At 72.6% G+C, this 23,997-nt stretch carries 19 protein-coding genes and 1 riboswitch; of the genes, 10 read left to right on the top strand and 9 right to left on the bottom strand.

The features are described from left to right. Positions 1–49 precede the first annotated feature (49 nt). Positions 50–1,180, bottom strand: a complete 1,131-nt coding sequence (locus tag AB0E07_RS30545; RefSeq protein WP_362259368.1) for an AAA family ATPase — start codon at positions 1,178–1,180, stop codon at positions 50–52. Between the two features lie 133 nt (positions 1,181–1,313). On the opposite strand from AB0E07_RS30545, the gene AB0E07_RS30540 reads away from it, so the two are divergent. Further along, the gene (locus AB0E07_RS30540) at positions 1,314–2,663 is read left to right on the top strand and encodes an SWIM zinc finger family protein (RefSeq protein WP_362259365.1); all 1,350 of its coding nucleotides are present in this window, start codon (positions 1,314–1,316) and stop codon (positions 2,661–2,663) included. A gap of 103 nt (positions 2,664–2,766) precedes the next feature. Next, positions 2,767–4,389 (top strand): DUF5691 domain-containing protein, encoded by a 1,623-nt coding sequence (locus tag AB0E07_RS30535; RefSeq protein ID WP_362259362.1) that lies wholly within the window; start codon positions 2,767–2,769, stop codon positions 4,387–4,389. 343 nt (positions 4,390–4,732) lie between these two features. On the opposite strand, the gene AB0E07_RS30530 is transcribed toward AB0E07_RS30535, so the two are convergent. Next, a complete protein-coding gene (locus tag AB0E07_RS30530) occupies positions 4,733–5,155 on the bottom strand; it encodes a cobalamin B12-binding domain-containing protein (RefSeq protein WP_186281212.1) in 423 nt (140 codons plus the stop codon). Between the two features lie 505 nt (positions 5,156–5,660). On the opposite strand from AB0E07_RS30530, the gene AB0E07_RS30525 reads away from it, so the two are divergent. Beyond that, positions 5,661–6,527, top strand: coding sequence for an alpha/beta fold hydrolase (locus AB0E07_RS30525; protein ID WP_362259358.1), 867 nt, complete (start codon positions 5,661–5,663; stop codon positions 6,525–6,527). Positions 6,528–6,829: 302 nt separating this feature from the next. Beyond that, complete coding sequence (locus AB0E07_RS30520) at positions 6,830–8,332, top strand: peptidoglycan DD-metalloendopeptidase family protein (RefSeq protein ID WP_362259483.1); 1,503 nt, start codon at positions 6,830–6,832, stop codon at positions 8,330–8,332. A 60-nt stretch (positions 8,333–8,392) separates the two neighbouring features. Here AB0E07_RS30520 and pcrA read toward each other — a convergent pair whose 3' ends face one another. After that, the gene (gene pcrA, locus AB0E07_RS30515; RefSeq protein WP_362259355.1) at positions 8,393–10,873 is read right to left on the bottom strand and encodes a DNA helicase PcrA; all 2,481 of its coding nucleotides are present in this window, start codon (positions 10,871–10,873) and stop codon (positions 8,393–8,395) included. A 531-nt stretch (positions 10,874–11,404) separates the two neighbouring features. Continuing rightward, a riboswitch (cyclic di-AMP (ydaO/yuaA leader) is annotated at positions 11,405–11,577 on the top strand. An 8-nt stretch (positions 11,578–11,585) separates the two neighbouring features. Between pcrA and AB0E07_RS30510 the strand changes: the two genes are divergently transcribed. Together AB0E07_RS30510 and AB0E07_RS30505 are read left to right on the top strand one after the other, a co-directional pair. Continuing rightward, a complete protein-coding gene (locus AB0E07_RS30510; protein WP_362259352.1) occupies positions 11,586–12,764 on the top strand; it encodes an NlpC/P60 family protein in 1,179 nt (392 codons plus the stop codon). 269 nt (positions 12,765–13,033) lie between these two features. Next, positions 13,034–14,047, top strand: a complete 1,014-nt coding sequence (locus AB0E07_RS30505; RefSeq protein WP_362259349.1) for a tellurite resistance/C4-dicarboxylate transporter family protein — start codon at positions 13,034–13,036, stop codon at positions 14,045–14,047. On the opposite strand, the gene AB0E07_RS30500 is transcribed toward AB0E07_RS30505, so the two are convergent. Continuing rightward, complete coding sequence (locus AB0E07_RS30500; protein ID WP_362259346.1) at positions 14,025–14,378, bottom strand: hypothetical protein; 354 nt, start codon at positions 14,376–14,378, stop codon at positions 14,025–14,027. The two genes, AB0E07_RS30505 and AB0E07_RS30500, sit on opposite strands and share 23 nt — an antisense overlap. A 463-nt stretch (positions 14,379–14,841) precedes the next feature. On the opposite strand from AB0E07_RS30500, the gene AB0E07_RS30495 reads away from it, so the two are divergent. Then, a complete protein-coding gene (locus AB0E07_RS30495) occupies positions 14,842–15,924 on the top strand; it encodes an NlpC/P60 family protein (RefSeq protein ID WP_362259344.1) in 1,083 nt (360 codons plus the stop codon). A gap of 24 nt (positions 15,925–15,948) precedes the next feature. On the opposite strand, the gene AB0E07_RS30490 is transcribed toward AB0E07_RS30495, so the two are convergent. Both AB0E07_RS30490 and AB0E07_RS30485 read right to left on the bottom strand, forming a co-directional pair. Continuing rightward, positions 15,949–16,659, bottom strand: a complete 711-nt coding sequence (locus AB0E07_RS30490) for a response regulator transcription factor (protein WP_362259341.1) — start codon at positions 16,657–16,659, stop codon at positions 15,949–15,951. Further along, the gene (locus AB0E07_RS30485) at positions 16,656–17,948 is read right to left on the bottom strand and encodes a PspC domain-containing protein (protein ID WP_362259338.1); all 1,293 of its coding nucleotides are present in this window, start codon (positions 17,946–17,948) and stop codon (positions 16,656–16,658) included. Before AB0E07_RS30485 ends, AB0E07_RS30490 begins: the two co-directional genes overlap by 4 nt. A gap of 281 nt (positions 17,949–18,229) precedes the next feature. On the opposite strand from AB0E07_RS30485, the gene AB0E07_RS30480 reads away from it, so the two are divergent. Both AB0E07_RS30480 and AB0E07_RS30475 read left to right on the top strand, forming a co-directional pair. Beyond that, positions 18,230–19,639 carry a PspC domain-containing protein gene (locus tag AB0E07_RS30480; RefSeq protein WP_362259335.1) on the top strand — a complete coding sequence of 470 codons (1,410 nt, stop codon included), beginning with the start codon at positions 18,230–18,232 and terminating at the stop codon, positions 19,637–19,639. Beyond that, entirely contained in the window at positions 19,626–19,883 is a 258-nt protein-coding gene (locus AB0E07_RS30475; protein ID WP_362259332.1) for a hypothetical protein, read from the top strand. Before AB0E07_RS30480 ends, AB0E07_RS30475 begins: the two co-directional genes overlap by 14 nt. A gap of 63 nt (positions 19,884–19,946) precedes the next feature. On the opposite strand, the gene AB0E07_RS30470 is transcribed toward AB0E07_RS30475, so the two are convergent. Both AB0E07_RS30470 and AB0E07_RS30465 read right to left on the bottom strand, forming a co-directional pair. Further along, a complete protein-coding gene (locus AB0E07_RS30470; protein ID WP_362259329.1) occupies positions 19,947–20,474 on the bottom strand; it encodes a DoxX family protein in 528 nt (175 codons plus the stop codon). Between the two features lie 222 nt (positions 20,475–20,696). Further along, a complete protein-coding gene (locus AB0E07_RS30465; RefSeq protein ID WP_362259327.1) occupies positions 20,697–21,980 on the bottom strand; it encodes a hypothetical protein in 1,284 nt (427 codons plus the stop codon). Between the two features lie 177 nt (positions 21,981–22,157). On the opposite strand from AB0E07_RS30465, the gene AB0E07_RS30460 reads away from it, so the two are divergent. Further along, positions 22,158–23,045: a DUF4429 domain-containing protein gene (locus AB0E07_RS30460; protein ID WP_362259324.1), complete on the top strand. Its 888-nt coding sequence runs from the start codon at positions 22,158–22,160 to the stop codon at positions 23,043–23,045. Positions 23,046–23,109: 64 nt separating this feature from the next. On the opposite strand, the gene AB0E07_RS30455 is transcribed toward AB0E07_RS30460, so the two are convergent. Continuing rightward, positions 23,110–23,904, bottom strand: a complete 795-nt coding sequence (locus AB0E07_RS30455) for a class II aldolase/adducin family protein (protein ID WP_362259321.1) — start codon at positions 23,902–23,904, stop codon at positions 23,110–23,112. Positions 23,905–23,997 lie beyond the last annotated feature (93 nt).

Raw genomic sequence — 23,997 nt, 5'->3', positions numbered from 1 at the left:
GCCGGCCACCTGGTGTCGTCGTCGTGCATCCGGTCCCCCTGGTGTGCGGTCATGCGCTCACCTCGCGGCAGGCGCGGTAGAAGTCGGTCCAGCCGTCGCGCTCGCGCACGACCGCCTCCAGGTACTCCTGCCAGACGACCCGGTCGGCCGCGGGATCGCGGACCACCGCGCCGAGGATGCCCGCGGCGACGTCGGCGGGACGCAGCACGCCGTCCCCGAAGTGGGCGGCCAGCGCGAGTCCGCCCGTGACGACGGAGATGGCCTCGGCCGTGGACAGGGTGCCGCTCGGCGACTTCACCTTCATGCGTCCGTCGGAGGTCAGCCCGTCGCGCAGCTCGCGGAAGACGGTCACCACCCGGCGGATCTCGTCGACGCCGTCGGGCACGGCGGGCAGGTCGAGGGAGCGTCCGAGCTGGTCCACGCGCCGGGAGACGATGTCGACCTCGGCCTCGACGCTGTCCGGAAGCGGCAGCACGACCGTGTTGAAGCGGCGGCGCAGGGCGCTGGACAGGTCGTTGACCCCGCGGTCGCGGTCGTTGGCGGTGGCGATGAGGTTGAAGCCGCGGACGGCCTGCACCTCCTGGCCCAGCTCCGGAATGGGCAGGGTCTTCTCGGAGAGGATCGTGATCAGGGTGTCCTGGACGTCGGCCGGGATCCGGGTCAGCTCCTCGACGCGGGCCGTCATGCCCTCCGCCATGGCCCGCATCACGGGGCTCGGCACCAGCGCGTCCCGGCTGGGCCCGTTCGCCAGGAGTTGCGCGTAGTTCCAGCCGTACCGGATCGCCTCCTCCGGGGTGCCGGCGGTGCCCTGCACCAGAAGGGTCGAGTCGCCGCTGACCGCCGCCGCCAGATGCTCGGACACCCAGGTCTTCGCCGTGCCGGGGACGCCGAGCAGGAGCAGGGCGCGATCGGTGGCGAGGGTGGTGACGGCGACCTCGACGATGCGGCGCGGGCCGACGTACTTCGGGGTGATCACCGTGCCGTCCGGCAGTGTGCCCCCGAGCAGATAGGTCGCCACGGCCCACGGCGACAGCTTCCAGCGGACCGGACGCGGGCGGTCGTCCTGCGCCGCGAGTGCGGACAGTTCGGCCGCGAAGGCGTCCTCGGCGTGCGGTCGCAACGCCTCGGCCGGCGTGTTCCCACGGGTCTTCTCGGATGTCGGTGCAGCGGACACGGTCATGGCTAAGTCCCCCTCCAGCTCGGCCGGTTCGGATCTGTCACCAACGGTGCACCACGCCACTGACAATCGGCCCTGACCTGCGCGAACGTGTTCGCCGGGGCGATTGTCAGTGGGGGGATCTACCTTCGATGACATGACTCAGCAGGGGGTGCGCTGGAGCGCGGAACAGGTGCTGGCACTGGCGCCTGACGCCGCGTCACGCAAAGCGGGCGGCAAACTCGGCGCGGCCGGGCCGTGGTCCGAGGCGGGGAGTTCCGACGAGGGGACGGTGTGGGGCCTGTGCAAGGGCAGTGGCAGCAAGCCGTATCAGACGGTCGTCGACGTCGCGGACGTGGCCGGCCCCGCGTACAAGTGCAGTTGTCCGAGCCGGAAGTTCCCGTGCAAGCACGCGCTCGGACTGCTGCTGCTGTGGTCGGGCGGGGACTCGGCGGTGCCGTCGGGCAAGCCGCCGGGCTGGGCCGAGGAGTGGATCGAGGGCCGGAAGAAGCGCGCGGAGCGGAAGCAGGCGGAGGGCGGTTCCGGCGCGGGCTCCGCTGATCCGGAGGCGGCCCGGCGGCGGGCGGAGCGCCGGGCGGAGAAGGTAGGCGCGGGGGCGGCGGAGCTGGAGCAGCGGCTGGCGGATCTGGTGCGCGGCGGGCTGGCCGGCGTGGAGCAGGCGGGGTACGGGCTGTGGGAGGAGACCGCGGCCCGGATGGTCGACGCGCAGGCCGGGGGGCTCGCGGCGCGGGTGCGGGAGCTGGGGGCGATTCCGTCGTCCGGTCCGGGCTGGCCGGTGCGGCTGCTGGAGGAGTGCGCGCTGCTCCATCTGCTCGACCAGGGCTGGCTGAACCGCGAGCGGCTGCCGGCGGACCTCGCGGCCACCGTCCGGTCCCGGATCGGTCTGCCCACGGCGCCGGACGGCCCGCCGGTCCGGGACCGCTGGCTGGTGCTCGCCCAGTACGACACGGCGGACGCCCGTCTGACGACCCGCCGGATCTGGCTCCACGGCGCCGACTCGTCCCGCACCGCGCTGCTGTTGTCCTACGGTGCGGCGGGCCGCGCGCCGGAGCTCGCGCTCCCGGTCGGGCTGGCGTTGGAGGCCGAGCTGTCCTTCCATCCCGGCGGCGGGCAGTCACGCGCGGCGCTCGGCGAGCGGTTCGCCGGGCCGGTGGCCACCTCGCTGCGGCCGCCGGGAGTGCCGACGGCCCAGGCCGTCGCCCGCTACGGGGAGGCGCTGCGGGACGATCCCTGGCTGGACTCGGTCCCGGTGACGCTGGACCGGGTGATACCGACGCCGGACGGCGATTCCTGGCAACTCGCGGACGCCGACGGGGACACGGCGCTGCCGCTCACTCCGGTGGCACGGTCCCGCCCGGGGCTGTGGAAGCTGGTCGCTCTCTCGGGGGGCGGTCCGGTCCGGGTCTTCGGCGAGTGCGGACACCGGGGCTTCACTCCGCTCGTGGCCTGGCCGGAGGGCGCCGGCGAGGCGGTGCGGCTGTGCTGAGCCGCCGCCCGCAACCCCGACGCCCGCACCTCCGACGCCCGGCCCCTCAGCGACCGGACCCTCAGCGACCGTACGCAGGCAGGCTCAGGAAGGGACGACCCTCATGAACAGCGCCTCCGCTCCCGAGGCCGCGCCGGTCTGGGAGGAACTCGTCACCGCCGCCCTGCTCGGCACCGACCGCCGCACCCCGCCGGGTGTCCGTACGGACCGGGAGGCGCCGGTGGCGCTGCTGGACGCGGCGGCCGTGGAGACCGTGCGGCGCAGGGCCGGTCTGCGTCCGGCGCGCGCCGCGGACCGGCTCGAACCGGCGCCCGAGGACACCAGGCCCGCGTTGCCCGCGGCGGCGGCCCGGCGGCTCGCGCTGCTGCTGGCCGACCGTGCGGGGGGTACCGGTGGCGGTCGCAGAGGGACGGCGCCGGACCTCATGGAACTGCTGCCCCAGTGGCTGGCGGCGGCCGGCGCCCAGGGGTGGGCGGCGCCTGCGCACCTGCTGCCCGCGCTGCTGGACGCGGCTCGGGGACGGACGGATCTGCGGCCGGCGGCACTGCGGTTCGCGGGCCCCCGCGCAGTGTGGCTGGCCCGGCTGAACCCGGACTGGCGGTTCGCCCTGCGGGCGGCGCCCGGCGGGGACAACGCGCTGCCGAGTCCCGATGACGACGCGGGCGTTCAACGCCTCTGGCAGGAGGGACTGTTCGCGGAGCGGGTCGCGCTGCTCACCACGGTTCGGGCGCATGATCCGGTCGCGGCGCGGGAGTTGCTCGCCACGACGTGGGCGACGGAGCGGGCCGAGGACCGGTTGATGTTCCTCGACTCGCTGCGCGGCGGGCTGGGCCCCGCGGACGAGCCCTTCCTGGAGCGGGCACTGGCCGACCGCAGCCGCAATGTGCGGGCGACGGCGGCCGAGTTGCTGTCCGCGCTGCCCGGTTCGGCGCTGGCCGGGCGGATGGCGGTGCGGGCCGGGGCGTGCGTGGCGATCGACCGGACGCAACGCACTCCGACGATCGCCGTCGAGGCACCGCACGAGTGCGACGCGGGCATGGAGCGCGACGGAGTCGTCCCCAAGGCTCCGGCAGGCCGAGGGGAACGGTCCTGGTGGCTCGGGCAGTTGGTGGAGTCGACCCCGCTCGGCTCCTGGCCGGGCCGGCTCGGGGGCCGTACGCCCGCCGCGATCGTGGCGCTGCCCGTGGCGGACGACTGGCAGGCCGAGCTGCACGCGGCATGGTGCCGGGCGGCCGTACGGCAGCGGGACGCCGAGTGGGCTCGGGCGCTGCTGGGCACACCCGCGGCACCGGAGGCGGGCGGGCCGGGCGCGGTCTCGCTGGCCGAGCGGGCGAAGCTGCTGGGCACACTGGAGGCGGCGGAGCGGGCCGAGTGGGTGGCCGGCTTCATCGCACGGCACGGTCTGTCGGAGGCGTTCCAACTGCTGGGGGTGTGCGCCGTGCCGTGGGCGGCACCGCTGGGGCGGGCGGTCGTCGACGCGCTGAACATCGCGCGGGACGCGGGGAGCTACCCGTGGAGTTTCAGCGGGGTGATGGGGCTGGCCGAGCGCTGCCTGGACCCGGCAGAGGCCGACCGGCTCGACGGCCTGCTGGCCGTACCGGACGAGGCGGAGGACGCGTCACCGGGCGCCGGCGGGTACTGGGCGGAGGCCTTCCAACGCCTGGTCACCACGCTGCGCCTGCGCGCGTCAATGGCAGAGGAACTGCGAGCGCCGGCACAGGCATGAGGGGTCGCAATCCGGCATGGGGGTGGCGAGAAGTCGCGCGCGACCTGGCACGGGGATGAGGATCCGCGCGGCCCAGCACACGGCGCCGCCTCACCCGCCACCCGGCGACAGCCGAGGTGCCTACGGGCCCGAAGCGAGCCGCTGCGGGGCCCGGCGGCAGGCGTCTCGCGTCGCTCAGTGGTGGGCGCGGAGCCTTGGTGCCCGGTGTCAGGGGGCGGGGCAGCAGGCGGCGACGACCCGCCCGTGGAGCGAGGGCGCGGCACCCGAGACGGAGGGGCCCGTCGAGGTCCGGGGGCGCGTCCGTCAGGACGACGGCCCCCGGCCACCGTACGTGGGGGCGGGCTCAGCCGCCCGAGACGCTCGGCTGACGCACGTTCGCGCGGACCCAGTCCACGATCGACTGCGTGGTCGCGCCGGGCGTGAAGATCTCCGCGACGCCCTTCTCCTTCAGCGGAGCGATGTCCGCCTCGGGGATGATGCCGCCGCCGAAGACCAGGATGTCCTCCGCGTCCCGCTCCTTGAGCAGGGCGATCACAGCGGCGAAGAGCGTGTTGTGGGCACCGGACAGGATGGACAGGCCGATCGCGTCGGCGTCCTCCTGGATCGCGGTGTCGACGATCTGCTCGGGCGTCTGGTGGAGCCCGGTGTAGATGACCTCCATACCGGCGTCGCGCAGCGCCCGCGCGATCACCTTCGCCCCTCGATCGTGGCCGTCGAGCCCCGGCTTGGCCACCACCACGCGGATCGGACCGGCTGCCACACCCATCACTGCCTCCATGAAGCGACTACATCCATCCGTACCGACAAGTACCGCACACATCACTCGCGCCGTACACGCCGCACACGCTGTGGCACGGACGCCCCGTGCCACACCGCGCGGGGAAGTGAACGAACGTTATCGCCAGCATCCCGCAACCGGCCGTTTCACGGTGGAGAGCGAGGGGGAAATCACACGGTGGGACACGTTCACCGCGCATCGCACCACGCGCAACGGGAGCCGCAACGAGGTCGCCGTACCGCCGCGCCGCAGGCCGCGCGCCGGGGTGGTGGGGCGCACCGGCAAGGGCACGAAGAACACGCAGGGCAGGTAAGGCACGACAGCGGGGAGCCTCGTAGCCACACCGGCGGAGGTCCCCGTCACGCCATCGGCGTCAGGACCGCCGCCCGCCGTACCCGCCTGCCCGCCCGACGCCGGCCGTCCTCGGCGTGGCCTCCCATGAGGGCACACGGGGGACAGAGGAGTCCTCGGGTGTGCCGACAGGAGGTCGGCCATGAAGGTCACCAAGGCAGTGCTGCCCTTTCTTCCGCTCTGTCAGCGGCTCCTCCCGAGCCGGCTGGCCGGACTCTCCGTGGCGCTCCTGAAAGCCACCGCCCTGGAAATCGCGATCCTCGCCGGGCACCTCCTCCTCTATCCGTCCGGAATCACCCAGGAGCGCCGGGCCGCGCTCCCCCCGCAGGACTCATCGGACACCTCCCGGCTGCCGACGGAGGCCAGGCCCCCGGTCGTGCTGCTGCACGGCTTCATCGACAACCGCTCGGTCTTCCTGCTGCTGCGCCGCAGCCTCGCCCAGCACGGCAGGCACCGGATCGAGTCGCTCAACTACTCTCCGCTGACCTGCGACATCCGTTCCGCGGCGGAGCTGCTCGGCCGCCACATCGAGGAGATCTGCGCGCGCACCGGAGCCGAGCGGGTGGACGTCGTGGGGCACAGCCTCGGCGGGCTCATCGCCCGTTACTACGTGCAGCGGCTCGGCGGTGACCTGCGGGTACGGACCCTGGTCACGCTCGGCACCCCGCACTCGGGCACCAGGGTCGCGCCGCTGGCGAACGCGCACCCCATCGTGCGCCAGATGCGGCCCGGTTCGGCGGTGCTGGAGGAGCTGGCCCGCCCCGCCCCGGGTTGCCGTACGCACTTCGTGAGCTTCTGGAGCGACCTCGACCACATCATGGACCCGCTGGAGACGGCCTGTATCGACCACCCCGATCTGCTCGCGCAGAACGTGCGGGTGAGCGGGGTCGGCCATCTCGCGCTGCCCGTGCACCCGGCGGTGGCGGCCGGAGTGCGCCGAGCCCTCGACGACGAGCCGGCCACACCGGAGACCGAAGCCGCCAGGGCGGGGGGCCTGACGGTGGCGTGAGAGACCCCTGCGGGCCTCCCGGGCCACCCCTGCGGACCTTCCGAGCCGCCCCTGCGAGCCTCCCGGGCCGCCCCTGGAGGGCGGCCGAAGGCCCCAGAAGTTCGAACACTCTTCGAACACAAGGCCAAACTCGCGCCCGCAGTCCCCCGAAACACGGCCGAATGCCCGTTTCATGGAAGCACGAAACCTGCCGAAGATTGTCGCGCCCGCGTACCGCCGGGTACAGTCGCCGCACTGCTCTGGCAGCCCCTGTTGTCGAGGCGAAAGAGAAGTTGGTGAACGACCGTCACCCGTCGGGGACCATGACCACCCCGGCATCGGCCTCCGAGGCCGCCGCGGCGCACTACGCGTCGTACGGCACCCAGGAAGCCCAGTACGGCGACTTCACCACGTACGCCTCCTACGACGCCAACGGATTTCAGCAGGCCCAGGGCACCTTCGACGCAGACCCCCTGTTCGGCAGTCTGCCGGGCGACGGCACCGGCTCGTACGACTCGGGACAGTGGTCCACGGCGGGCGCGCAGACCCCCAACTACGACATGTACGCGGCCCAGCACCACGCCGCCTACGACACCGGTGCGTACGAGACGGCCGCCTGGTCGGCCGACTACCAGCACCTGTCGACCGTCCCGCCGCAGTCCAACGGGCCCGACACCAGCGGCCAGTGGGACGCGAACGCCTGGCTCCAGCCCGAACAGCAGCCGGGTGCCCAGACCGATCAGACCCAGCACTGGGACTGGGGCACGCAGACCTTCGACACCGGCGCCTACGACGCCACGCAGTGGAACTCCGGCGGTGCGACGGCCGGGGGCGACGCCCCCCAGCACCTCGGCGAATCGTTCGAGCACCAGGCGACGGCGACCTTCGAGCAGGCCGTCGCGGACGAGACCCCCTACGACGCGCCCTCCCAGGACGAGCCGTCGTACCAGGAGCCGTCGTACGAGGAAACCGTCTTCGGCGAGGGCGAGTTGAGCGCCACCGGTGAGCTTCCCGCCGTGGCCCCCCTCCTGGACGATCAGGAGGAGACGACACCCGCGCCGAGTTCCCGGGTCGCCGCCCGCTCCGCGTCCCGTTCCCGGCGCCGTCAGCCCGCCAAGCGCTCCGCGCTGCTGACCATCGCCGTTCCGTCGGCGTGCGTGATGGGCGTGGCCGGGATCGCCGCCGCCTCGGTCGGCTCGCTGGGCGACGACAAGGAAGCCACGACGACGACCGCCTCGGACGCGCAGGCCGTCAAACCGTCCGCGGCCAACAACAAGCTGGACACCCAGCTGGAGACCCTCTCGGCCGGGGCCGACGACTTCGCCGACCGGGCCAGCCGGACGCAGGAGCGCATCGACCTCAAGGCCCAGCAGGAGGCGGAGCGGAAGAAGGCCGCCGAGGAGGCCGCCCGCAAGGAGCGGCTGCGCCCCAAGTTCGCGCTGCCGGTCGCCCAGCACGGTCTCAGCGCCTACTTCGGCCAGGCGGGCATCAACTGGATGTCCTCGCACACCGGCATCGACTTCCCCGTCGCCTACGGCACGCCGGTCATGGCGGCCACCGACGGCACCGTGCGCACCCAGTTCAACAGCGCCTACGGCAACATGATGATCGTGACCGCGAAGGACGGCACGGAGACGTGGTACTGCCACCTCTCCACGTACCACGTCGCCACCGGCACGACGGTGAAGGCAGGGGACCAGATCGCGTACGCCGGCGACTCGGGCAACTCGACCGGTGCGCACCTGCACTTCGAGGTGCGCCCGGCCGGCGGTTCGGCCATCGACCCGCTCGCCTGGCTGCGCAGCCACGGTCTCGACCCGACGTAACAACTTCCCTGCGGGCCCCCGCCGTTCGGCGAGGGCCCCGGTCGGCCGTCCCGGGGGCGGCTACAACTTCTCCACCGGCGCGTACCGCAGCAGCAGCCGCTTGGGCTTGGTGTCGCCGAAGTCGATCGTCGCCTCGGCGTTGGCGCCCGTGCCCTTGACCGCCATCACCGTGCCGAGCCCGAACTGGTCGTGGGTGACCCGGTCCCCCACCGCCAGCGCGACGACCGGCTTCTCCGAGGTCCGCCGGGTGGCGAAGCCGGAGGCACCGGACGCGGCGGAACGCGAGCGGCTCGACGACAGCGAGGCGGCCACGCCCGACACCGGCCCGGCGGAGACCGGCGCGGTGGCACCCGTGCGCTTCCACTCCACATGCTGGGCCGGGATCTCCTCCAGGAACCGGGAGGGCGGGTTGTACGACGGCTGACCCCAGGCGCTGCGCATCGACGAGCGCGTCAGATAGAGCCGTTCGCGCGCGCGGGTGATGCCCACGTAGGCGAGGCGCCGCTCCTCCTCCAGCTCCTTGTTCTGGCCGAGGGCCCGCATGTGCGGGAAGACGCCGTCCTCCATGCCGGTGAGGAAGACGACCGGGAATTCGAGGCCCTTGGCGGTGTGCAGGGTCATCAGGGTGATGACTCCGGAGCCGTCCTCGTCCTCGTCGGGGATCTGGTCGGAGTCGGCGACGAGTGCGACGCGCTCCAGGAAGGCGGAGAGCCCGCCCGGCGTCTCCTCCGACTCCTGCTCGAACTCCAGTGCCACGGCGGCGAGTTCCTGGAGGTTCTCGATCCGGGTCTCGTCCTGCGGGTCCGTGGACGCCTGCAACTCGGCCAGGTATCCGGTGCGTTCGAGGACCGCCTCCAGGATCGTCGCCGGTCCCGCGCCGGACTCCACGATCGTACGCAGCTCCTCCATCAGCGTGTTGAACCGCTTGACGGCGTTGGTGGAGCGCGCGGCCATGCCGTACGCCTCGTCGACCCGGCGCAGCGCCTGCGGGAAGCTGATCTTCTCGCGCTGGGAGAGCGCGTCGATCATCGCCTCGGCACGGTCGCCGATGCCCCGCTTGGGGACGTTCAGGATGCGCCGCAGGGGGACGGAGTCCTCCGGGTTGGCGAGCACCCGCAGGTAGGCCAGGACGTCCCGGACCTCCTTGCGTTCGTAGAAGCGGACCCCGCCGACGACCTTGTAGGGCAGGCCGACGCGGATGAAGACTTCCTCGAAGACGCGGGACTGGGCGTTGGTGCGGTAGAAGACGGCGACGTCACCGGCCTTGGCGTCCCCGCCGTCCGTGAGTCGGTCTATCTCGTCGGCGACGAACTGGGCCTCGTCGTGCTCGGTGTCGGCGACGTAGCCGGTGATGCGCGCGCCCGAGCCCGCGTTGGTCCACAGGTTCTTGGGGCGGCGGGACTCGTTGCGCTCGATGACGGCGTTGGCGGCGGAGAGGATGGTCTGGGTGGAGCGGTAGTTCTGCTCCAGCAGGATCGTCGTCGCGTCCGGGTAGTCCTCCTCGAACTGGAGGATGTTGCGGATGGTCGCGCCGCGGAATGCGTAGATCGACTGGTCGGCGTCGCCCACGACGCAGAGTTCGGCCGGCGGGAGGTCGTACTCGCTGGGCGGGACGTCCACGGGGTGCTCGCTCGTCCCGACGAGTTCGCGCACCAGGGCGTACTGCGCGTGGTTGGTGTCCTGGTACTCGTCGACGAGGACGTGCCGGAAGCGGCGGCGGTAGTGCTCGGCGACGTCCGGGAAGGCGCGCAGCAGGTTGACCGTGGTCATGATCAGGTCGTCGAAGTCGAGGGCGTTGGCCTCCCGCAACCGCGACTGGTACATGGCGTACGCCTGCGCGAGGGTCTTCTCGAAGCCGTCCGTCGCCTGGGCGGCGAAGTCCTCCTCGTCGATCAGCTCGTTCTTCAGGTTGCTGATCTTGGCGCTGAAGGACTTGGGCGGGAAGCGCTTGGGGTCGAGGTCGAGGTCCCGGCAGACGAGCGCCATCAGCCGCTTGGAGTCGGCGGCGTCGTAGATCGAGAACGACGAGGTGAACCCGAGCTTCTTGCTCTCCCGGCGCAGGATGCGTACGCACGCGCTGTGGAAGGTCATCACCCACATCGCGTTCGCGCGCGGGCCGACGAGTTGCTCGACGCGCTCCTTCATCTCACCGGCGGCCTTGTTGGTGAAGGTGATCGCGAGGATCTGCCCGGGGTGCACGTCGCGCGCGGCGAGCAGGTGCGCGATGCGGTGGGTCAGGACGCGGGTCTTGCCCGAGCCGGCGCCCGCCACGATGAGCAGGGGGGTGCCGGAGTGCACGACGGCGGCGCGCTGGTTCTCGTTGAGCCCCTCGATGAGCGCCGCGGCGTCGAGCGCCGGGCGGGGAGCGCCGTCGCGGTAGTAGGCGTCCCGGTCCGGAGGCACGTCGAACTTCCCGCCGAACAGATCGTCCGGAACCTGCTCCGGAGCGTGATCGTCCTCGGGCGGCGGCGGGGGTTCCTCGTGGTGGGCGCGGGGGCCCTGGAGATCCGCCAGGAAGCTGTCGTCAAAGAGGCTGCTCATCGCTCTCCGAGTTTAGGGCGCCCCACTGACAGCCCGCCGCCGCCCTCGCGAACATCCCTCGATCCAGCGGCCGATGATCTTCCGGGGAGGGCGCCGTGCGGGACCCTCCCACCCGCGACCGAGCCGTCACCCTCCGCGATCGGACGGGCGAAGTGGTGGCCGCCGCAGCCCTGTCGGGCACCCCCACCGACTCACCCGCGACGGCCGGGCCGACCGGGGCGCGAGAGGTCCGCCACGCCCTCACGCCCGTCCGAGACGTTCGTCACCACGCCCGCAACACCTTCACTCACCGTGATCGCGCGGGCGCAACCAGATGCGGCCATTGCCCGAATTCTCGCGTAAGCGGCGCGACGCATTCAAAGGCTTCAAACCATCACACACCGACCTGGATCGAACGCGTTCAAGGCCGCTCTGACCAAAGGTCACGAAAATGTATCGGGCATATCACCCATCAACCTTCACAGGGGCCACACGAGTTGGCTACCGTGCCGGTCAGGCCGTACGACCCCCTCCGGCGAACGTCGCCGGGCCGCGCGGCCTCCGCCGAGTCCGCTGCCCTTCCACGGCAGCCGGAGCCGGGGACCCAAACCGATCCTGGGGTGAATCGGCCCAACTCCCGCACCGGGACAGGGCTGTAGGGCAACCCTTCCGAACCACCCGCCCGAACCCGACAGCTAACTCGGTAGGCGGAGCATGGAAGGAGTCGCCTCCCTTGGCGTCGCACCGCAAGTCGCGTCCCGCCGGTACGCGCGTAGCAGGCATACGCACCCCTGCCCTCGCCACGGCCGCCCTCACCTCGGTGGCCCTCCTGTCCCAGACGGCCAATGCCAGCCCGTCCACGGACGACAAGCCCAGCCTCGAAGAGGTCGAGAAGAAGGTCGACAGCCTCTACCGCCAGGCGGAGTCGGCGACCGAGAAGTACAACGCGGCCAAGGAGAAGACGACCAAGCAGCGCAAGCAGGTCGACACGCTCCTGGACGACGTCGCCAAGCGCACCCAGAAGCTCAACGACGCGCGGGAGGAGCTGGGTTCCTTCGCGGCCGCCCAGTACCGCACGGGCGCGGCGGCCCCCGACACCGCGACGCTGCTGCTGGCGGACTCGCCGCAGGACTACTTCGACCAGACCCAGCTGATGGACCGGATGACCGGCCGTCAGAAGGAGGCGGTCGACGACTACATCACGCAGCAGTCGTCGACGATGAAGAAGCGCCAGGAGGCCACCGAGAGCCTCCAGACGCTCAGCGAGTCGCAGAACGACCTGAAGACCGCCAAGTCGACGGTGCAGAAGAAGCTCGCCGACGCGCGCGAGCTGCTCTCGGAGCTGACGGCGGAGGAGAAGGCGCGGCTCGCCGCGATCGAGCGCAAGCGGCAGGAGGAGGCCGCGGCCAAGGCGGCCGAGCTGGCCGAGCAGCAGGCCGCAGAGGAGCAGCGTCAGAAGGAGGCCGCGGAGGCCGCTCAGCAGGAGAGCGGTTCCTCCGGCTCGACCGGGACGAGCGCCGGCGAGTCCGCGTCCGCGTCGGACTCCTCCTACGCCGCCAAGGCCGAGAAGGCGCTCGCCTTCGCCCGCGCGCAGATCGGCAAGCCGTACGTGTGGGGCGCCACCGGCCCCGACTCCTACGACTGCTCGGGCCTGACCCAGGGCGCCTGGAACGCCGCGGGGATCTCCCTGCCGCGCACCACCTACGACCAGGTCAACGCGGGCACCACGGTCTCCCTCGCCAGCGCGCAGCCCGGCGACCTCGTCTTCTTCTACGACGACGTCACCCACGTCGGCATCTACATCGGCAACGGCATGATGATCCACGCCCCCAAGCCGGGCGCGTACGTCCGCGAGGAGTCGATCTACTACGACGGCGAGGGCTCGATCCACAGCGTCGTACGGCCCGCCTGAGCGCGGGGCACGCGCGCGTGTCCCTGTGAGCGGCGCTCGCGTGTCCCTGTGAGCGGCGCGCGCGTGTCTCCGTGAGCGGCGCGCGCGGGAGGTCTCCCGCAGGAGCGGCGCCCGCGTGGGCCTGCGTCCGGTGGCGGGCGCACGGCTGTGGCTGCCCTCCCCGTTCCGGAGCCGGGGCCGCCGCCCGGCTGCCTGCGCCCGCGCGTATTTCGGGGCTCCCGCGCGCGTGGCCCGCCGGGAACGCGCGCCCGGCTCCTTAGCATCGGCGCATGCCCGGCACCTCTGCCCCTCACTCCTTGCGCGCCTGGTGGGCGCAGCGTCCTCCGGCGGCCGGGGCGGCGGTGATGGCGACCGGCATCGTGTCCGTCGGGCTCCACCTCGCCGGCTACGAGGTCCTCTCCCGGCTCACCCTGGTGGTGGCGTGTGCCGCCTGGCTCGGGCTGGCCGCGGACTTCGCCCTGCGGCTGGCACGGGAGCCGCGGCGGTGGCTGCGGGAGGCCGCCACGCCCGCCGGGCTCACGGCCGTCGCGGCGACGACGGTACTCGGCACCCGCTTCTCCGCCCTCGGCTGGCAGACCCTCGCCGCGGCCCTGCTGGCCCTGTCGGCGCTGCTGTGGCCGTATCTGCTCTACGCCGTCGTGCGCCACTGGCACCGCGGTATGTCCGGCGCGGTGTTCCTGAGCTGCGTGGCCACCCAAGGGCTCGCCGTGCTGGGTGCGACGCTCGCCGCCGCGGAGGCGTCGGCGTGGCTGGCCCATGCCGCGCTCGTACTGTTCTGGCTCGGCCTGGTCGTCTACGCCGCCGCGCTCGTCCGCTTCGATCCGCGTCAGGTGACCGAGGGGGCCGGTGACCACTGGGTCGCCGGTGGCGCGCTGTCCATCTCCGCGCTCGCCGGGTCCGAGCTGATCTCCGCCGACAGCGCGGCACTGTATCTGTGGAACAACGACGCCGACGACGTACTGCACACGGTCACCGGGGGCCTGCTGGTACTGGATCTGGCCTGGTACGCCGTCCTGATGGCCGCCGAGTTCGTCCGGCCGCGGCTTCGCTACGACGTCCGCCGCTGGGCGACCGTGTTCCCGCTGGGCATGACGGCGGCGGCGACCCTGTCGGTCGCCGCCGCTCTCGACGCGTCCTGGCTGGAGGTCCCCGGCGAGGTCCTGTTGTGGATCGCGGTCGCGGTCTGGCTGGCCGTCGCCGCGGGCGCGGTCCGGGAGGCGCGGGACTACGCGGCCGCCGACGGCAGCCCGGACGGCGGGCTCACGTCCACAGCACGGCGATGAAGACGTTCGCCGTGGTGAGCAGGCCCACCAGCCCGAACAGGCCCTTGTCCACCTTCTCGTCGTCCCGCTTCACGTAGACCAGGCCGAGGATCACGATCAGCAGGGCGAGCTTGACGCCGATCTTGATGTTGTTGACGGTCTGGTCGTCCGCCTGGTTGAGACCGACCAGGATCACACCGGTGACCAGCATCGTCACCGCGCCGTGCAGCATCGCCGGCGTGAACCGGGCGGCGCCCTGCCCCATGGCCTTCATCTGGGTGAGGAAACCGCCCAGGAGCGAGGCGATGCCGATGATGTGCAGGCCGACGAAGAGATGGATGAGTACGTCCATGAGGCCGGAGCCTAATCAGGGGCTCCTGGCCGCCCCGACACCGGGCCGCCCCTCCCGCCTTCTCGATCTTGCATATATGCGGTCCATAGCACCCCGCCACTCCCACCCGCCCCGAAACCCTCACTTCGGTCATCGCGCAGCGTCAAGGCGCCCGCTCCACTCGCGCCCGCCGGTCATATGCGGTCGCCTCGCGATCCCCTGATGACAGTTCCGGACAACGCGTTACCAACCCGACACACACGGGCCTAGCGTCCTCCCCCAGGTGACCGGCTCCCCACCGCCGCCCGGGCCAGGGGCGGCAGTCGGACACCACCGCCGAGAAGGTCCGGCGGCGGCCTGCTCCCCCTGTGCGGGCCGCCGCCGGACGCGCAACCGCCCCCGGGCGGCCGTGCCCCGCTCCCCCGGACGGGCACACGGAAGAGGCGGTCGCAGCAGAGGCAGTGCGAAAGGACGTGCAGTCCACGTGGCAGCACACCGCAGGCCCCGCCCCCGCTCGGGCGGTGCGAACACCGTCCGTACGGCCGCCACCGTCGCCCTCGCGGGCGCGGCGACCGCGACGGGGTTCGACGGCACCGGACACGCCGAGCCGGAACTCACGCCGTCGCAGGTCAAGGCGAAGGTCGACCGGCTGTACCAGGAGGCGGAGGCCGCCACCGAGAAGTACAACGGCACGAAGGAGAAGGCGCAGGCCGCGGAGGAACGGCTCGCGAAGCTCCGCGACGAGGCGGCCCGCAAGACCGAGAAGCTCAACTCGGCCCGGGACTCGCTCGGTTCGATGGCCGCCGCCCAGTACCGCGCGGGCGGACTCGACCCCTCCGTACAGCTCGCGCTCTCCGACGACCCCGAGCGGTATCTGCACGGCGCCGAGTTCGTCGAGCGGGTCGGCACCCGGCAGGCGGCCTCCGTCGCGGACGTCCGCAAGCAGTTGCGCGAGATCGGGCGGCTGCGCGGGGCCGCGCACATCGAGCTCGCCTCGCTCAAGTCGCGCCAGGCGGAGCTGAAGCGGCACAAGAAGACCATCACCGGGAAGCTCGACGCGGCCAACCGGCTGCTGGCCCGGCTGTCGGCCGAGGAGCGCGCGCGGCTCGGCGGCGGCGAGGCGCTCACCGGCGGTACGGCCGACCGCGCCACCCGCTCCGCCTCCGGGACCCGGGACGGACTCGCGGCGCCCGGCTCCACCGCCGCGCAGGCACCCAACGCCCGCGCCGCGGACGCGGTCGCCTACGCCTACTCGAAGCTCGGCAGCCCCTATGTGTGGGGCGCGACCGGCCCCGACGCCTTCGACTGCTCGGGGCTCACCCAGGCCGCCTACCGCGCGGCGGGCGTCTCCCTGCCGCGCACCACCTACACCCAGATCGACGCGGGCAGGCGGGTCTCCCGCTCCGAACTCCTCCCGGGCGACCTGGTGTTCTTCTACTCCGGGATCACCCACGTCGGCCTCTACGTCGGCAACGGCCAGATGATCCACGCCCCGAACCCGTCCGCACCGGTACGGCTGGCGCCGATCAGCGAGATGCCGTTCGCGGGGGCCACCCGGGTGGTGTGAGGCGCCGGCGCGGCGGCCGGACCCTCAGACCAGCCGCCGGGCCGTCGCCCACCGGGTCAGCTCGTGCCGGTTGGAGAGCTGGAGCTTGCGCAGCACCGCCGAGACATGGGACTCGACCGTCTTCACCGAGATGAACAACTGCTTGGCGATCTCCTTGTAGGCGTACCCGCGGGCGATGAGCCGCAGCACCTCCCGCTCGCGCTGGGTGAGGCGGTCCAGGTCCTCGTCGACCGGCGGGGCGTCGGTGGAGGCGAAGGCGTCCAGCACGAACCCGGCCAGCCGGGGCGAGAACACCGCGTCGCCCTCCTGGACCCGGAAGACGGAGTCGACCAGGTCCGTACCGGTGATCGTCTTGGTGACGTACCCCCGCGCGCCGCCCCGGATCACTCCGATCACGTCCTCCGCCGCGTCCGACACGGACAGCGCGAGGAAACGGACCGGCTGTTCGGCGTCGGCCATCAACGGAGCGCAGCGGCGCAGCACTTCGACTCCGCCGCCGCCCGGCAGGTGCACGTCGAGGAGGACGACCTCCGGGCGGGTCGCGGTGATGACCGTGACCGCCTGGTCGACGTCCGCGGCCTCGCCGACGACCTCCACCCCGGTCTGCTCGGTCCGGCCGATCTCGGCCTGAACTCCCGTACGGAACATACGGTGGTCGTCGACGAGGACCACCCGCACATGCCGCCCGCCCGCTGTCCCGGTCGGCTCCGCGTTCGCCTCGGTCGGGTCGCTCATGACGTCTTCTCCGCCCTCTCCATCTCCAGTTCGACCTCCGTGCCGCCGTCGGGCACCGGGCGCAGCCGCGCCGTCCCGCCGTTGCGCTCCATCCGGCCGATGATCGATTCTCTGACGCCCATCCGGTCGGCGGGTATCGAGTCGAGGTCGAAGCCGGGACCGCGGTCCCGCACGGACACGAAGACCCGTCTTCCCTCGACCTCGGCGTATACCTGCACCGCGCCGCCCTCGCCACCGTACTTGGCGGCGTTCACCATCGCCTCGCGCGCGGCCTGCATCTGTGCGCCGATCCTCTCGTCGAGCGGGCAGTCGCCGACCACGACGACCTCGATGGGCACACCGTGCTTGTCCTCCACCTCCGCGGCGTTGCGCCGGACCGCGTCGGCGAGCGTGGCCGGCTCGTCCTCCTCGTCCTTGCCGGTGCCCTCCGGTTTGTAGAGCCAGGTGCGCAGGTCGCGTTCCTGGGCGCGGGCCAGCCGGCGGACCTCGCCCGCGTTCTCCGCGTTGCGCTGGATCAGCGTGAGGGTGTGCAGCACCGAGTCGTGGACATGGGCGGCGACCTCGGCGCGCTCCTGGGCGCGGATGCGCATCAGGCGCTCCTCGGAGAGGTCCTGGGTCATGCGGACGAGATAGGGGCCCGCGAGGAGCGATATCCCGACCAGGACCGCGAGGGCCGCCTGGAGGACGGAGCCGAGGTGGGCGGCGGAGCCCTGGAGCACGAAGATCCCGGAGACGCCCGCGGTGACCAGCAGGACGCCGCCGGCCGCGCGCAGCAGGGTCAGGGTGCGGCGACGGCGGCCGACCGCCATCCAGCGGGCCCGGCGGGCGTTGTCCGCCTGCCGCCAGACCAGGGCGACACCGGCGGAGACCAGCACGGCGGGCCAGAGATACGCCTGGGCGCCGCTGCCCAGGTCGACGCTGCTCACGAAGACCAGGGCGACCACGACCATGAGCAGCAGCGCGACGATCTGGCCCTTGTCCGGCCGGCGGGCGATCAGTCTGCGCCGCCCGTCCGCGGAGGTCTCGGTGGTGACCAGGGAGGGCGGTCGCTGTCCGGCGACGCCGCCGACGCCGAGGGGGACGAAGAACCAGAACGCGGCGTACAGCAGGGCGCCGAGGCCGTCCGCCATGAACAGGCCGACGAAGACGAGCCGCACCCAGATGACGGGCAGCCCTAGGTGCCCGGCGAGCCCCCGCGCCACGCCTCCGAGCCAGCGACCGTCACTGCTGCGGTAGAGCTTGCGCGGCGGCCGCGGTTCGACGAGGGGGGCTGCTGCGGCATCCGACATGGCATCGATGGTCACACGAGCGGCCGAGCGGAGCATCAGGGTTGACCCCCGAGACTCCCCCGATCTTCGGCCGCCACCAGGTCCGCGAGCGGATCGGCGGACGTGTCCTCGACTGCGGACGAGGCCGAGGGCCGAGCCGACGGCCCGGAACCCGGGCCGACCCGCTCCCCGGCCGCCCACCCTTCCCCGGCCGCCCCCGGTCTCGGCTCAGGGGCGATATCAGGGTCCGGCCAGGGTCGTTCCCACTGCCGTCGGGCCGTCGCGGCGGTCACCATGGACACATGACTGATCACGAGCACGCCGCGACGGGTCCCGGGCCCGGTTCCGGCCCTCGCCCGGCCGCGGGCGCCGGGCCGGGGGACGCCGCGCCCGGCGCGGGCGGGGGGCGTGCGCACCCGCGGGAAGAAGGAGGCACGGAGCCGCCCGGCCGGTTCCGGCGGGACCGGCGGCACAAGATGCTCGCGGGGGTGTGCGCCGGGCTCGGCCGGCAGTGCGACATGGACCCGGTGATCTTCCGGATCACCCTGGCGGTGCTCTCCGCGACCGGCGGTCTCGGCCTGATCTTCTACGGCTTCGCCTGGCTCCTCGTGCCCTACGAGGACGACGAGGAGAACGAGGTCCGCAAGCTCCTGACCGGCCGCGTCGACGGGCAGGCCCTGACAGCGGTGCTGTTCGCGCTGGTCGGGTGCGGGGTGTTCCTGACCATGCTGAACAACGGCGGGGTGCTGAGCTTCGCCGTCATACTCTCCCTGCTCCTCGCGGGCGCGGGGTACTGGTCCCGGCAGCGGGGCGGCGCCGACCCCGACCCGCTCGCCGCGCAGGCCGTCGCGGACGCCCCGCCGGAGGCCCAGGCACCCCCGGTGCCCGCCGCCTACCCATCCTGGTGGCGCGACCCCATCGTCAAGGACGGCACCCATGACGGTGGCACCGGATATCTGTGGGGTCCTCGTGACTCGCGCGACCGGGACATCGCGGCGGCCGTCAACATCGGTCTGAGCGGCAGAGGCAGCGGCTGGGAGAACCCGCGCGCCCGCCGCCCGGAGCCGGCCAAGCCGCGCGGCCCTCGCTGGATCGGCGGCTGGATCCTGCTGCTGGCCCTGGTAGCGGGCGGTCTCGGCACGCGTCTGACCTGGGACGATCACCCGCTCGGCACCAGCCTCCAGACGGGCCTGGCCTGTGCGCTGCTGGTGTTCGGCGTGGGCATCGCGGTCAGCTCCTTCCTGGGGCGCACCGGCGCCGGGTCGGTGTTCCTCGCGGTCGTCACGGCCGGTCTGCTGGCCGCCTCGGCCGCCCTGCCCAAGGACATCGGCACCGAGTGGATACGCACGACCTGGCAGCCGTCCACCGTGGCGGCCGTCCAGGAGCGGTACGACCTCGGCACCGGCGTCGGCACGCTGGACTTGAGCGGGCTGGACGTGTCCAAGGGGAAGACGGTGAGCACGAGCGCCGAGGTGGGCGTGGGCCGGGTGAAGGTGATCGTGCCGCCGGGCGTCACGGTGAGGGCGACCATCGACGTCGGCGTGGGAGACATCCAGCTGCCGGGCGACGACAAGAAGGACGTGGACGTGGAGCCGGGCAAGCACAAGGAGGTGACGTTGCGGCCGGCCAAGGGCTCCGAGGCCGCGGGCACCATCGAGATCGACCTCAACGTCGGTGTGGGTCAGGCGGAGGTGAGCCGTGCTGCGTCATGAGTTCCAGCCCGGACGGCTGGTCGCGGGAGCGTTCCTGACGCTCGGCGGAGTGCTCTACGCCGGTGACGCGGGCGGGGCCTGGGAGACGCCCTGGTTCGTGATGATCGCGGTGGTGTCGGGGGGCCTCGGTCTGGCGGGCGCGACGGCCGTGTTCTCGCGGGACATACGCAGGCGTCGCCGGGAGGGCCGTACCTCTGGGGACGGCTCCGCGGCGACGCGCCCCGGGCAGGGAGCCTCCGGATAGCCCCGCCTTCTCCTGGTTACCGGCAGCGCCACCCTCTCTCCTGGTAATCGGCGGCGCCGCCCGCTACTGGTATCCGGCGCGCTGCCGGCGCCGGTTGCGGATCATGGCGTCCAGCGACAGATAGGGAGCGCCGGCGAGGACCAGGGGCAGCCAGGCCATCAGGTAGACGAGATCGTTGCCGTAGTAGTACGGCTCCGCGGCCCAGCTCACCGTCAGCCAGAGGCTGAGCGAGATCAACGCACCGCCCAGGGCGGCGATGCGGGCGAACAGGCCGATGAGGATGCCGATGCCGACGGCCAGCTCGCCGAGGGCGATGGCGTAACCGAAGGCGACGGGGTTGTCGAGGGCTGTGTCGACCATGGAGGGGATGGCGGAGGAGTCCCGGACGGCGCGCATCATGTCGCCGATCGAGCCCGATCCGGAGTCCTTCAGGAAGGCGCTGTCGGTGAGCTTGTCGAGGGCGGCGTAGACGAAGGTGACGCCGAGGAAGATGCGGAGCGGGAGGAGGGCGTAGCGGGTGGCGAGTTCACGCCAGTCGTGGCCGCCGTCCAGATAGGGGTCGTTCGTGTCGGTACGGAAGCCGTGAGTCATCGGTGCCGCCTCTCGCCCGTCGGGACGTGCCCCTCAAAGGACGATACGTACACCGACCGGAGCCCGCTCAATCCTGACCCGACCATTTTCACCGGCTTGACGGGTTTTCGCCCCTGCCTGCGCCACCGGACCCGGTCTCGTGCCTGGGCGCCTGCCTGGGCTCACGCCCAGGGCTTGTGTCCAGGGCTTGTGTCCGGGGCTTGGGTCCGGGCGGGGGCTCGCTCAGTCCGTGACGTCGATGGCGTACCGGTTGGTCTCCACGCCCGCCGCGGTGATCACCTGCACCTCGACCCGGCCGGGTTCGACGTCCGCGGGGACGGGCACGGTCAGTACCGCGTCCGTGGGGTTGCTGAAACCGCCGGTCACCGGGACGAGCGGTACGTGGACGTGGACCGTGCCGACGCGGACGGTCATCCGGGAGAGCCGTTCCGCGCCCTGCGCGCCGGGGGGTACGAAGCCCGCGCCGCGGATCTCGATGTCGTCGCCGGTCCGGATGGGGGCGTCGAGGTCGCCCGCCTCGCGGGAGCGGACGACGGAGAGGATGACGGGGCGGCCGCCCTCGGCGTACTTCCCGGCCACGTAGGTCGCCGCGGAGATCAGGACCAGCACCGCCAGGCCCCAGGGCAGGTCGGGGAGTTGGTCGGGGCGGCGGGCCAGGCGGACGGCCGCGAAGAGCAGGGCCACCGCGCTGATCACGACGTACTGGATGTCGGCGAAGGTGCCGCGTCCGGCGTCATCGGTGAGCAGGTCGGCGGCGCGCGGCCGGTCGGCGCGCACCTTCTGCAGCCGCTGTCCGAGGACCCGCAGGCCGACCACGCGGCGGACCAGCACGGCGATGGCGCAGACGACCGCGAGGACCGTCACCACCCCGGCGCCCCGGGCGAGTTCGAGGCCGGAGATCAGGGCGTCGCGTTCCGCGGGGTCGGAGGCGACGGCGAGCCGGCCGGCCAGGACGAGCACGGCGTAGGCCACGAACAGCACCCACACGGCGGCGACGGCGCGGGAGGTGGACAGGCGGTTGTCCTCGCCGATGACAGGGGCCAGCGCGCCGCCGCGGGCGCGGTGGAAGCGGGACGCGGCGGTCAGCGCGCCCGCCGTCAGCACCGCAGCGAGCAGCCCGGCCGTGCGGGCGCTGGTCCAGCCCGTACCGACCGCGGTGAGGGCCTGTACGAGGAGGAGCAGGACCACCAGGCCCCACACGGTGGACGCGGTGCGGTGCCACAGGCGGGCCAGCCAGGCGTCGCCCTCGGCCCGGCCGCGCTCGGCGACCACTTCGGCGGACTGGGTGAGTTCCTCCGAGACCCACTGCCGGGACGCCGACGCCGAGTGTGCCACCGCCGCGGGCAGCCCCTGTCCGGCCGCGAACTCGTCCCGCTTGAGCAGGAACTCGGCCACCGCGCGGCGGTGCCCGGCCCGCGCCCCGTGCGGGCAGTCCCCGCAGGTACAGCCACCCGCGTGTGTGCCCGCGCCCGCGTCCGAGCCCTGTCTCGCCTCCTGCACCGCCACGTCCGACGCCTGCCTTCCCCGTGCTCCGTACCGCCACAACTCCAGTGCAATGACAGCGAATTGTGCCCTACGCCACGCGGGCCCCGGCGGGCAGGTCCGGTCCGTGGAAGGTCGGCGCGGGTGAGGCGCGGAGTGAGGGCGGGGCCGCCTTGTTGACCCGGCTGGGAGAATCGCCCCATGGCCGAGATCATCCAGCGCGACGGGTCCTGGGCCTTCGACGGAAGCACCGTGCGGATCACCCCGGGGCTGCACCGTTCGGTGTCCTTGTTCCGGCAGACGTACGGGGAGATCGCCGTACCGCTGGAGGCCGTGGCCGGTGTCGTGTTCGAGCCGGAGCGCAGGCGCGGCAGGCTGCGGATGCGGCTGCGCGAGGGGGCGGACCCGCTGCTCCAGGCGACCGGCGGGCGGCTGCCGGACCCGGCGGATCCCTACCGGCTGGCGGTGGACGTCGACCGGGCGGGGGTCGCGGAGTACGTGGCCGAGGAGATCCGCAACTCGCTGCTGCTGGAAGGGATTCCGAGCGAGCCGACCGGGGCGTATCTGCTGCCGGGCCCGCCGGTTCCGGTCTCGGTGCGTTCCTCCGACGGGACGGTGTCCTTCGACGGCGGCCGGATCCGGGTCGACTGGGCCGACACCTCCGACCGGGTCAAGCGGGCCACCGGGCCGCGGATCCTCGGTATCGCCGAGGTGGCGGCGGTGGAGTGGCTGCCCAACACGGGGCACGAGGACGGCCTTCTGCGGTTCGTGACCCGGGAGACGGCGTTCGCCAAGCTCCCGCCGGAGAAGGACCCGTACGCCCTGGATCTGTGGGGCAGTGTCCGTCGTGACCTGCTCACCGCGCTCGTCGCCACCGCGGTGACCGCCCGGCTCCCGCACCCCTCCACGAGGACCGGCGGCACTTATGCCGAGCAGGGCCGCCCGCTCGCCGCGACCGTGCTTCCGCCCGCGGACCATCACGACGTGCTGCTGCGCAGACTGCGGGAGTTGGGCGAGCTGTACCGGGACGGGGTGCTCACGGACGACGAGTTCGCGCTGACGAAGGCCGCGGTGCTGCGGGGCTTCTGAGTCCGGTCACCGGGCCCGGGGCGAGCCGGACGCCGCGGAGCAGGCGGGACGTTCGAAGCGCGACCTAGCTCAGCAGGTCCGGTTCGCTGCGGCTGATGTCCTGCCACATCGGCTGGTAGTTGATCCACGCGACCAGGTCCCCGCCCAGTTGCTCCCGCGTGGCCACCGCCGCCTTGTGGTCGATCAGGATCGGGCGGCCCGCCGCCTTCGCCGTCAGCTGGACCTGGCAGGAGCGCTCCAGTGACAGGAACCACCAGGCCGCCGCGTCCACCGAGTCCCCCACCGTGAGCAGCCCGTGGTTGCGCAGGACCAGGGCCTTGCGGGAGCCGAGGGCGCCGGCGATGCGGCGGCCCTCCACGGCGTCGACGGCGACGCCGCTGTAGGCGTCGTAGAGGGCGAGGTCCTCGTAGAAGGCGCAGCTCTCCTGGGTGATCGGGTCGAGCAGCTCGCCGAGGGCGGAGAGGGCGCGGCCGTGCACGGAGTGGCAGTGGGCGACGGCGACGACGTCGGGGCGGGCGGCGTGCACCTGGGCGTGGACGGTGAAGGCGGCCTGGTTGACGTGGTAGCGGCCCTCGACGACCTGCCCGTCGGAGTTGGCCAGCACGAGGTCGCTGACGGTGACGTGCCGGAAGGGCATCCCGAAGGGGTTCACCCAGAAGCAGTCGGAGAACTCCGGGTCGCGTGCGGTGATGTGCCCCGAGACGCCGTCCTCGAAGCCGAGGCGCCCGAAGATCCGCAGCGCGCCCGCGAGCCGTTCCTTGCGGTGCCGGCGTTCGTCCTCGACCGACTCGTGCATCGGCGGCATGGCGAAGCGCAGCCGGTCGGTGGGGAGCGGAAGCGGTGGCGTGGGCCCGGGCATGTGACAGCCTCCTGCGCTGGTCCTTTACGGCCCGGAAGTTACCGTCGGTCAGGGCAAAAGGGCAGGGCCGGGTTGTGAAGATGACGCACAACT

The organism is Streptomyces sp. NPDC048002, assembly GCF_040653275.1.
Lineage (GTDB): Bacteria > Actinomycetota > Actinomycetes > Streptomycetales > Streptomycetaceae > Streptomyces.
Note: the sequence above shows the minus strand (reverse complement) of the source record. Positions and strands in the feature narration are given on the sequence as shown.